General features: G+C 69.7%; 7 protein-coding genes and 1 rRNA gene. 4 read left to right on the top strand and 4 right to left on the bottom strand.

All coding sequences use genetic code 11. The annotated features are described in order from the left end of the window. Nucleotides 1-2 precede the first annotated feature (2 nt). Nucleotides 3-119, top strand: a 5S ribosomal RNA gene (gene rrf, locus RN51_RS01850). Nucleotides 120-251: 132 nt separating this feature from the next. Here rrf and RN51_RS01845 read toward each other — a convergent pair. Beyond that, nucleotides 252-989, bottom strand: a complete 738-nt coding sequence (locus RN51_RS01845) for an IclR family transcriptional regulator (protein ID WP_197073160.1) — start codon at nt 987-989, stop codon at nt 252-254. A gap of 100 nt (nt 990-1,089) precedes the next feature. Here RN51_RS01845 and hutH point away from each other — a divergent pair, with 100 nt between their 5' ends. Genes hutH through hutI form a run of 3 tightly spaced genes read left to right on the top strand, consistent with a single transcriptional unit; the run spans nt 1,090 to nt 5,479 of the window. Beyond that, nucleotides 1,090-2,631 (top strand): histidine ammonia-lyase, encoded by a 1,542-nt coding sequence (gene hutH / locus RN51_RS01840; protein WP_045262339.1) that lies wholly within the window; start codon nt 1,090-1,092, stop codon nt 2,629-2,631. Then, on the top strand, nt 2,624-4,303 hold the full coding sequence (gene hutU / locus RN51_RS01835) for a urocanate hydratase (protein ID WP_045262338.1): 1,680 nt from the start codon (nt 2,624-2,626) through the stop codon (nt 4,301-4,303). Before hutH ends, hutU begins: the two co-directional genes overlap by 8 nt. A 12-nt stretch (nt 4,304-4,315) precedes the next feature. Beyond that, nucleotides 4,316-5,479: an imidazolonepropionase gene (gene hutI / locus RN51_RS01830; protein WP_045262337.1), complete on the top strand. Its 1,164-nt coding sequence runs from the start codon at nt 4,316-4,318 to the stop codon at nt 5,477-5,479. A gap of 43 nt (nt 5,480-5,522) precedes the next feature. On the opposite strand, the gene RN51_RS01825 is transcribed toward hutI, so the two are convergent. The 3 genes from RN51_RS01825 to RN51_RS01815 are packed head-to-tail and all read right to left on the bottom strand — an operon-like array spanning nt 5,523 to nt 9,318. Further along, nucleotides 5,523-7,388, bottom strand: a complete 1,866-nt coding sequence (locus RN51_RS01825; RefSeq protein ID WP_045262336.1) for a glycogen debranching N-terminal domain-containing protein — start codon at nt 7,386-7,388, stop codon at nt 5,523-5,525. After that, nucleotides 7,385-8,227: a carbohydrate ABC transporter permease gene (locus tag RN51_RS01820; RefSeq protein ID WP_113680247.1), complete on the bottom strand. Its 843-nt coding sequence runs from the start codon at nt 8,225-8,227 to the stop codon at nt 7,385-7,387. The genes RN51_RS01825 and RN51_RS01820 overlap by 4 nt, the downstream gene beginning before the upstream one ends. Then, nucleotides 8,224-9,318 (bottom strand): carbohydrate ABC transporter permease, encoded by a 1,095-nt coding sequence (locus RN51_RS01815; protein ID WP_045262335.1) that lies wholly within the window; start codon nt 9,316-9,318, stop codon nt 8,224-8,226. Before RN51_RS01815 ends, RN51_RS01820 begins: the two co-directional genes overlap by 4 nt. Nucleotide 9,319 lies beyond the last annotated feature (1 nt).

The raw sequence follows: 9,319 nt of genomic DNA, 5'->3' as shown, positions 1-9,319 counted from the left end.
GTTTCGGCGGCCATAGCGTGAGGGAAACGCCCGGTTACATTCCGAACCCGGAAGCTAAGCCTCACAGCGCCGATGGTACTGCAGGGGGGACCCTGTGGGAGAGTAGGACACCGCCGGACTCCTTTTAGACAAGAAAGCCACCCAATGCTGGGTGGCTTTCTTGCGTTAGCGAGGCATCAGCGCCACGCACACAGAAGAGCCATCCCTCGTGGGGTGGCTCTTCTGCGTTAACGCACCCATCGGTGCCAACCTCACCGCTTCAAGCGCGCCTCGAGCATCGCCGCGCACTCGCGCACGGCGGCAGCGATCTCCTCCTCGTCCAGATCCTCACGACCCCATGTCACCGCCACAGCCGCAACAGGCCAGCCGGCAGCATCGAGAACCGCGGCCCCGACGCTGCGCAGGCCCTCCGCGATCTCACTGTTCTCCGTCGCATAACCCCGGGTGCGTACCTCCCGCAGTAGTTCTCGTAGCTCTCGCGGCGTCTGTGGACCCAACCCGGTGCGATCGGGGAAAGTCGAGACATCGGGATAGAGGGCCCGCACCTGCTCGCGGGGGAGCGCCGCGAGCATGGCCCGTCCCGACGCGGTGAGGTGAGCCGGAAGTCGCACACCCACATCAGTGACCAGCGCAGGCCGACGTGGCGCACGCTCTTCGACGACGTACAGCACATCCCCGCCACTCATGACCGCCAGGTGTGCGCTCTCTCCGAGACGGTCCGACAGCGCAGCCACCAGAGGCCGTCCTCTGCGGGCAAGAGGCTGCTGGCGTGTGTAGCCGCCGGCGAGCTCGAAGGCGGAAGTGCCCAATCCCCACCGTCGCTCCTCCCGCAGATGCAGCACGAACCCGTGCGCGGCGAGCGTGGTGAGCAGGTGGTACACCGTCGATCGCGGCAGCTCGAGTTCGCGCGCGATCGCCGACGCCGCGACAGGAGCGGGCCGTGCAGCCAGGTAGCTGAGGATGCGGAGCGTGTTCTCTGCAGCCGGCACCTGCGCTCCGGACGACTCGGAAGGCGATTTGTCTGGGATCACAGACACAGCATCCCACGAACCGGTGTCCCGCACGACACCTCGGGTGTGGAATCGAACCATGACCGAACTCGCCCCCGTGCTGGTCGGAGCGGCCCCGCTGTCGCCCGCCGATGTCGTCGCCGTCGTCCGTCACGACGCCCCCGTGCAGATCGACGCCGAGGCGCTCGCCCGCGTCGCCGAGACCCGCCGTGTGATCGACGGCCTCGCCGCTGACCCGAACCCGCACTACGGCGTCTCCACCGGATTCGGCGCCCTGGCGACCACCTTCATCGCCCCCGACCGTCGCCTGCAGCTGCAGGCCAGCCTGATCCGCTCGCACGCCGCGGGCACCGGCGCCGAGGTCGAGCGCGAGGTCGTCCGCGGACTCCAGCTGCTGCGCCTGCAGACCCTCGCCTCCGGACGCACCGGCGTGCGCCCGGTCGTGGTGGAGACCTACGCCGCCCTGCTCAACGAGGGCATCACCCCCGTGGTGCGCGAGTACGGGTCGCTCGGCTGCTCGGGCGACCTCGCCCCTCTTGCCCACATCGCCCTGGCCGCGATGGGCGAAGGCGACGTGCGTGACGCATCCGGCGCTCTGGTCCCCGCAGCCGACGCCCTGGCTGCTGCGGGCATCGAGCCGCTCACCCTCGTCGAGAAGGAGGGGCTCGCGCTCATCAACGGCACCGACGGCATGCTCGGCATGCTGGTGCTCGCCCTGCACGACCTCGAGACGCTCCTGCTCACCGCCGACATCGCCGCGGCCATGTCGGTCGAGTCGCAGCTCGGCACCGACGCCGTGTTCGCCGCTGACCTGATGGCCCTCCGCGCACAGATGGGCCAGGCCGAGTCCGCGGCCAATCTCCGCGCCTTCCTCGGCGACTCCCCCATGGTCGCGAGCCATAAGGGCCCGGATGACGGCCGCGTGCAGGACGCCTACTCGCTGCGCTGCTCGCCCCAGGTGCACGGCGCCGCCCGCGACACCCTCGCCCACGCGACGCTGATCGCCGGACGCGAGCTCGCCAGCGTGATCGACAACCCCGTCATCACCTTCGACGGGCGCATCGAGTCGAACGGCAACTTCCACGGGGCTCCGGTCGCCGCTGTGCTCGACTTCCTCGCCATCTCGGTCGCCGACGTCGCCTCGGTGTCCGAGCGTCGCACCGACCGCGCACTCGACCCGGCCCGCAGCCACGGACTCCCGCCCTTCCTCGCCGACGAGGTGGGCGTCGACTCCGGCCTCATGATCGCGCAGTACGCGGCAGCCGGCATCGTCTCCGAGCTCAAGCGTCTCGCCGTCCCGGCATCTGTCGACTCGATCCCGTCGTCCGCCATGCAGGAGGACCATGTGTCGATGGGATGGGCCGCCGCCCGCAAGCTGCGCCGCGCGATCGACGGCCTCGGCCGCGTGCTCGCCATCGAGATCCTCACCGGCGCCCGCGCCCTCGATCTGCGCGCACCGTTGCAGGCGGGACCCGCGACCGGAGCCGTTCGTGACCTGGTCCGCACCGTCGCCGCAGGTCCTGGACCCGACCGCTTCCTGTCCCCGGACATGGAAGCCGTCACCGCCCTCGTCCAGTCGGGCGACGTCGCCCGCATCGCAAAGGAGCACACTCATGGCTGAGAACGTCTCATCAGAAAGCACCGCTTCCGGACCGCGAGTCGTCCGCGCTGCCCGTGGCAACCAGCGCACCGCGAAGAGCTGGGGCGCCGAAGCCGCCAAGCGCATGCTCATGAACAACCTCGACCCCGAGGTCGCCGAGCACCCGGAAGACCTGGTCGTCTACGGCGGCACGGGCAAGGCCGCCCGCAGCTGGGAGGCCTACGACGCGATCGTGCGCACCCTCGACGAGCTCGAACCGGACGAGACCCTGCTCGTGCAGTCGGGCAAGCCGGTCGGCGTGTTCCGCACCCACGAGTGGGCCCCGCGCGTGCTCATCGCCAACTCGAACCTGGTCGGCGACTGGGCGACGTGGCCCGAGTTCCGCAAGCTCGAAGAGCTGGGACTCATCATGTACGGGCAGATGACCGCCGGCTCGTGGATCTACATCGGCACGCAGGGCATCCTGCAGGGCACGTACGAGACCTTCGCCGCCGTGGCCCGCTCGCTCGGCCGCGACTCGCTGCGCGGCACCCTGACCCTCACCGGCGGCGCCGGGGGAATGGGCGGCGCTCAGCCGCTCGCGGTGACCCTGAACGACGGGGCGGTTCTGATCGTCGACGTCGACGAGTCGCGCCTCGCTCGCCGCGTGGAACACGGCTACCTCGACGAGTACACGACCGATCTCGACGCGGCCGTCGCCCGCGTGGTCGCCGCCAAGGACGCCGGGGAGGCCCTCTCGGTCGGTGTCGTCGGCAACGCGGCCGAGGTGTTCCCCGAGCTGCTGCGTCGCGGCGTGCCGATCGACATCGTGACCGACCAGACCAGCGCCCACGACCCGCTCGCCTACCTCCCGCTCGGCACCTCGGTGGCGGATTGGAAGGCCGAGGCCGAGCGCGACCCGGAGGAGTTCACCCGCCGCTCGCGCGCATCGATGGCAGCGCACGTCGAGGCGATGGTCGCGTTCCAGGATGCGGGCGCCGCGGTGTTCGACTACGGTAACTCGATCCGCGCCGAAGCGCAGCTGGGCGGGTTCGACCGGGCATTCGAGTTCCCCGGATTCGTGCCGGCCTACATCCGCCCGCAGTTCGAAGAGGGACGAGGGCCGTTCCGCTGGGCTGCGCTCTCGGGTGACCCGGAAGACATCTACAAGACCGACCGGGCGATCGCCGAGCTCTTCCCCGAAGACGCCGCCCTGCACCGCTGGCTCGAGAAAGCCGGCGAGAAGGTGCACTTCGAAGGGCTTCCCGCCCGCATCTGCTGGCTCGGCTACAAGGAGCGCCACCTCGCCGGACTCAAGTTCAACGAGATGGTCGCTTCGGGCGAGCTCTCGGCTCCTATCGTGATCGGTCGCGATCACCTCGACTCCGGCTCGGTCGCCTCGCCCTACCGCGAGACCGAGGCGATGAAGGACGGCTCCGACGCCATCGCCGACTGGCCCCTGCTGAACGCCCTGCTCAACACGGCGTCCGGTGCCTCCTGGGTGTCGCTGCACCACGGCGGCGGCGTCGGCATCGGCCGTTCCATCCACGCCGGTCAGGTGACGGTGGCCGACGGTTCTGACCTCGCCGCCCAGAAGCTGGAGCGCGTGCTGACGAACGACCCCGGCACCGGTGTGATGCGCCACGTCGACGCCGGCTACGAGCACGCCCGCGAGGTCGCCCGCGAGCGCGGCCTGAACGTGCCGATGCTCTGAAAGGGTGAGGACATGTCGACGCTCATCACGAACATCGCGGAACTGACGACGAACGTCGCGACAGCTGATGACCGCACCGGGACGCTGGCCGACGCAGCGGTGCTGATCGAGGGCGAGCGGATCGCCTGGGTGGGTGCGGCAGCAGAGGCCCCGGAAGCCGACGAGGTCGTGGACGCCGCCGGGCGTGCGATGATTCCCGGATTCGTCGACAGCCACAGTCACCTTGTCTTCGGGGGCGACCGCGCCGTCGAGTTCGAGGCGCGCATGGCGGGGCAGAAGTATGCGGCCGGCGGCATCCGCTCGACCGTCGCGGCCACCCGCGCCGCGAGCGACGACGAGCTGCGCGCCCGCCTGCGGGGCTTCCTCGACGAGATGCTCGCCCAAGGCACGACGACCGTCGAGATCAAGAGCGGCTACGGGCTGAGCGTCGCCGACGAGGAGCGCCTGGTGCGCCTAGCGGCAGAGGTGACGCCCGAGGTGACCTTCCTCGGCGCACACGTCGTGCCCGCCGAGTACGCCGACCGTCCGGACGAGTACGTCGATCTGGTCACAGGGCCCATGCTCGATGCCTGCGCCCCGTACTCGAAGTGGATCGACGTGTTCTGCGAGACCGGCGCCTTCACGGTCGCGCAGTCGCGGCGGGTGTTGGAGGCCGGCATCGCGCGCGGACTCGCCCCCCGCGTGCATGCGAGCCAGCTCGGTCCAGGAGAGGGCGTGCGTCTGGCCGTCGAGCTCGGTGCGGCCTCGATCGACCACGGCACCTATCTGACGGACGCCGACATCGACGCGCTCGCCGGGTCCGACACCGTGCTCACCCTGCTGCCGGGGGTCGAGTTCTCGACGCGGCAGCCGTATCCGAACGCCCGGCGCCTGATCGACGCGGGAGTGACCGTGGCTCTGGCCTGCGACACCAACCCGGGGTCGAGCTTCACCTCGTCGATGCCGTTCTGCATCGCCGTGGCCGTGCGCGACATGGGGATAACCCCGGCCGAGGCCGTGTGGGCCGCGACGGCGGGCGGGGCGAAGGCACTGCGCCGCGACGACGTCGGCGTGATCGCGTCCGGGGCCAGAGCCGACCTCGTGCTGCTGAAGGCGCCGACCCGCATCCACCTCGCCTATCGGCCGGGCGTTCCGCTCGTCGACACCGTCTGGAAGGACGGACGAGCGATCGACTGAGGCCCGCGGGCGCTCAGCCGATCGCTCGTCCGATCCGTCCGGGTCAGCCCAGGGCGTGCGTCACGACGACGGCCGCGGCCGCCGACCACGCCTGCGGGCGACACGCGGCGGGGTAGGGAAGGGGCGCGCCGCCGGGCACGCGCGCATCACCTGCGTGCAGCTCGGGCACGCGGTAGTCGAAGCCCTCCGCCAGGTCGAGCAGCTGCTCGGCGACCACTCGTGCTTCGGCATCGAGCCCGGCGCGGATCATGCCGTGCACGGCGATCGCGGTGTCGTGCGCCCATACGCTGCCACCGTGATAGCTGAGCGGCCAGTATCCGGCAGCGTCGGTCGACATGGTGCGGATGCCGTAGCCGCTCGACATGCTCGGCGCGGTCAGCAGTGCGGCGCAGGCCCGCTCCTCCTCGGGGTCGAGGATGCCGGTGCCGATCAGGTGTCCGATGTTGCTGGTGAGGGTGTCGACCGGGGCGCCGTGGGCGTCGAGGGCGATCGCGGGGTAGCGGCCCTCTGGCGTGGTGATCCAGTACGCAGCGCGGAAGCGTTCGCGCAGGTCGGCAGCCCACGCCCGCAGCTCAGCGCCGCCAGGTTCGCCGAACGTGTCGAGCAGATCCGCGCCGCGCACGGCGGCCTCGTACGCATAGCCCTGCACCTCGCTGAGCGCGATGGGGCCCTCGGCCAAGCGCCCGTCGCGCCACTGGATCGAGTCGCCGGAGTCCTTCCAGCCCTGGTTCGCGAGTCCGTGGCCCGACTCATCCGCATAGTCGATGAAGCCGCTGCCCGAGGCGTCGCCGTGCACCGTCATCCAGGTCAACGCGGCGCGAAGTGCCGGGAGCAGTGCCCGCACCTCTCGCTCGGGCATGCCCTCGGCGTGGGCGTCGGCGAGCAGACAGATCCAGAGCGGGGTCGCATCCACCGTGCCGTAGTAGAGCGGCGGCAGGTGCACGCCCTCGTTCGGCAACGACAGGGCGCCGCTGCGCAGCTCATGCGCGATCTTGCCCGGAGCCTCGGCCGTCGATGCGTCGTGCGCGGTGCCCTGGAGCCGGGCCAGCACCCGCAGCGTCGAGGCCGCCATGTCGGGGTCGACCGCGAGGGCGAGGCGGGCTGCCCAGAGCGAGTCCCGACCGAAGAGAGTGAAGAACCAGGGGGCTCCTGCGGCGTAGAACGCGTCGTCCGGATGGTCGGGTAGCGCGAGGCGGAGCGCAGAGAGGTCGGCGGTCGCCTGCGCCATCCAGCGGGCAGCGCGCGAATCCGCGGGGACGGCGGGCTGCGGAGCCCGCGACGGACGGGCAGCGGTGACGACGAGCGTCGGGTCGTCGAGGTCGACCGCCCAGCCGAGGGCGACGGATCCGCGTGGCGGCACCACCGCATCCCACCGCAGCATCAGGGCCTCCCCGTCCTGCGTCACCGCGGCTTCGGGAGCGGTGAGCGTGAACGACGCCTCGCCTGCACGGCAGATGGATCCGTCCCAGCTCCACGTCGCCTCGGTACCCAGCCCCGCCTTGACCTCCTGCATCGGCGCGAAGTCCGGGAGCACCCGCACTGTCACTGCTGTGGCGACCGGTGCGTCGAGGTGGGAGGTGATCGTGATCCGCTCCGAGAACGCACCGGCGGCGACCCGGCGATCACGGTCCATCCGCACCTTCGGGTCGGCCGATTCGTCGTCGAGCCCGCGCAGCAGGTCGGTCAGCACCGTCTGCTGCGGCACCGCCGACACGCACCCGATGGACTCGAGCGCGGTGCCGTCGACGGTGATCTCGATGCTCCGGATGTGCCGGACGTCGCCGTGGTAGATCCCGTGGATCGGTGCGGTACCCATGCGGCCGATGTCGTCGGACCAGGCCTGGGTCGGCGCCTCGAGCATGATCACGGCGTCGTCCAGCAACGGCTGGAGGGGCGGGGTGGGGGTCATTCCTTGACGGCTCCTTCTGTGGAGTTCATGATGCGGCGCTGGAAGACGAAGAACATCACGGCGACGGGGATCGTCATGATGAGCGCGGCCGCCAGCTTGAGCGGATACTGGGTGCCCTGGCTGAGTCCACCGCTGGCGAGGGACGCGACGCCCTTGGTCAGGGTGGTCAGGGCAGGGTCGTTGGTCGACACGATGAAGTGGCTGAGCTCGTTCCAGGAACCCTGGAACGACAGGATCACGATCGTCACGAGCGCGGGCGTCGCCATCGGCAGCACCACCGACCAGAACAGTCGGAACGTGCCGGCGCCGTCGATGCGCGCCTGCTCCTCGACCGACTCGGGGATGGACTCGAAGAAGTTCTTCATGATGAACACCCCGGCCGCATCGACGAGCAGCGGCAGGATCATCCCGGCGTAGGAGTTGAAGATGCCGAGCTGGTTGATCACGAGGAACTTGGGGATGAGCAGCACCACGGTGGGAACCGACATCACCGCCACGAGTGCCGCGAAGACGACACCGCGTCCACGGAAGCGCAGTCGGGCGAGTGCGTACCCGGCGAGCGAGTTGAAGAACACCCGGCCCGCGGTGACGAAGATCGTCACGATCGCGCTGTTCACGAACCACGAAGGGAAGTCGGAGTTGCGGAACAGGCGCTCGTACGCCGCGAACGTCCAGACGTCGGGGATCAGCGTGATCCCGCTGGACGCGGCATCCTCATCGGTCTTGAAGCTCGTCGCGACCTGGATCAGGAACGGGTAGATGTAGATGATCGCGAGGATGATCAACAGCGCGTAGAGGGCGATCTGCCAGGTCAGCTGCTTCGACGAGAGCCGTCTCATGACGATGCTCCCTTCGACGACTGGTACGCGCGGATGCGACGCTTCGACACCGGTCGGTCGCGCAGCACCCAGCGCTGCAGGAGCGTGAAGATCACGATGATGACGAACAGGATGAACGCGATCGCCGCGCCCTGCCCCCACTCCTGGTTCTGGAACGCCGTCTGGTACGAGAGGTAGGCCGGGGTGAGCGTGGTCTTGCTCGGCGCTCCCCGCGTGCCCGTATAGATCTGGTCGAACACCTGCCAGCAGCCGATGAGGCCGAGGGTCAGCACGGTGAACAGGGTCGGGCGCAGCTGCGGGAGCGTGATGCGCCAGAAGCGCTGCCAGCCGTTCGCGCCGTCCATCATGGCCGCTTCATCGACGTCGGCGCCGAGGTTCTGCAGACCGGCGAGGAAGATGAGCATGAACGTGCCGGAGGTCGTGAAGATGGCCATCAGGATGTACGCGCTCATCGCGACGGACGGACCGGCGAGCCACTCCCACCACGACACTCCGAGTGTGCCGCCCTGGGTGAGCGCCGCGGGACCGGCATCGACGCCGACCGTGCCGAGTGCCAGATGCAGGATGCCGCGCGGATCGTTGAACCAGTTGGGCCCGTTGATGCCGAACCAGGAGAGCACGTCGTTGACGGCGCCGCTGGAGGTGAAGAGGAACATCCACAGCACCGTGATCGCGACGGTGCTGGTCACGGAGGGGAAGTAGTAGGCGGTGCGGAAGAAGCCGCGGCCGCGGAGCATGGCGCGGTTGACGAGGATCGCGAGGAACAGGGCGAGCGCGGTCTGCAGCGGGACCACGAGCAGCACGTACCAGGCGTTGTTGCGCAGTGCGGTGCCGAAGTCCTTGGTCGCGAGACCGCCGTCGGTGAGGACGGCCGAGAAGTTGTCGGCGCCGACGAACGAGACCGATCCGGAGAGGGGGCTGCCGCGGCCGCCCCAGTCGGAGACGCTCACCCACAGCGCCATGAGCACCGGGATGAGGAGGAAGACACCGAGGATCACGATCACCGGCGCCGTGAACAGCCATCCGGCTGCCGCCTCGCCGCGGCGGAGCCCGGAGGCCCCACCGCGGCGAGACGCTGCCTTGACCGCCATG

Source organism: Microbacterium oxydans, from assembly GCF_000956405.1.
Classification (GTDB): domain Bacteria; phylum Actinomycetota; class Actinomycetes; order Actinomycetales; family Microbacteriaceae; genus Microbacterium; species Microbacterium oxydans_C.
The sequence above is the reverse complement of the archived record's forward strand: the minus strand, read 5'-3'. Positions and strand labels throughout refer to the sequence as shown.

Coding starts and splice junctions, on each gene's coding strand:
- hutI (WP_045262337.1), top strand. CDS start 4,316: ATGTCGACGCTCATCACGAACATCGCGGAACTGACGACGAACGTCGCG.
- RN51_RS01815 (WP_045262335.1), bottom strand. CDS start 9,318: ATGGCGGTCAAGGCAGCGTCTCGCCGCGGTGGGGCCTCCGGGCTCCGC.
- hutH (WP_045262339.1), top strand. CDS start 1,090: ATGACCGAACTCGCCCCCGTGCTGGTCGGAGCGGCCCCGCTGTCGCCC.
- hutU (WP_045262338.1), top strand. CDS start 2,624: ATGGCTGAGAACGTCTCATCAGAAAGCACCGCTTCCGGACCGCGAGTC.
- RN51_RS01825 (WP_045262336.1), bottom strand. CDS start 7,388: ATGACCCCCACCCCGCCCCTCCAGCCGTTGCTGGACGACGCCGTGATC.
- RN51_RS01820 (WP_113680247.1), bottom strand. CDS start 8,227: ATGAGACGGCTCTCGTCGAAGCAGCTGACCTGGCAGATCGCCCTCTAC.